Raw genomic sequence first — 314 nt, forward strand, 5'->3', positions numbered from 1 at the left:
GCTTTCGGGTGGTCGCAACCATGAGCATTTGCGACCACCGCCGGCAAGCCCGGGACAGAGGAAGGATGACGAAAATGTTCGCACTCACAGCCAAGATTGCCATCGTCACCGGCGCCAGTTCCGGCATCGGCCGCGCCACCGCCAAGCTGTTCGCCGAGCACGGTGCCAGCCTCGTCGTCGCGGCGCGCCGCCAGGCTGAACTCGACGCCCTCGTCACCGAAATCGAGGCGGCCGGCGGCACCGCGGCGGCACTTACCGGCGATGTCAGGGACGACGAGGCTGGCACCGTGCTCGGCGAACAGCTTGGCGGTGGC

At 68.2% G+C, this 314-nt stretch carries 1 protein-coding gene; it reads left to right on the top strand.

Annotation, left to right across the window (positions count from 1 at the left end; genetic code table 11):
* Positions 1-74: 74 nt before the first annotated feature.
* A partial coding sequence (locus tag EN808_RS35665) for an SDR family NAD(P)-dependent oxidoreductase (RefSeq protein ID WP_135918256.1) occupies positions 75-314 on the top strand: 240 nt, incomplete at its 3' end.

The organism is Mesorhizobium sp. M8A.F.Ca.ET.165.01.1.1, assembly GCF_004792065.1.
In the GTDB taxonomy this organism is placed as follows: domain Bacteria; phylum Pseudomonadota; class Alphaproteobacteria; order Rhizobiales; family Rhizobiaceae; genus Mesorhizobium.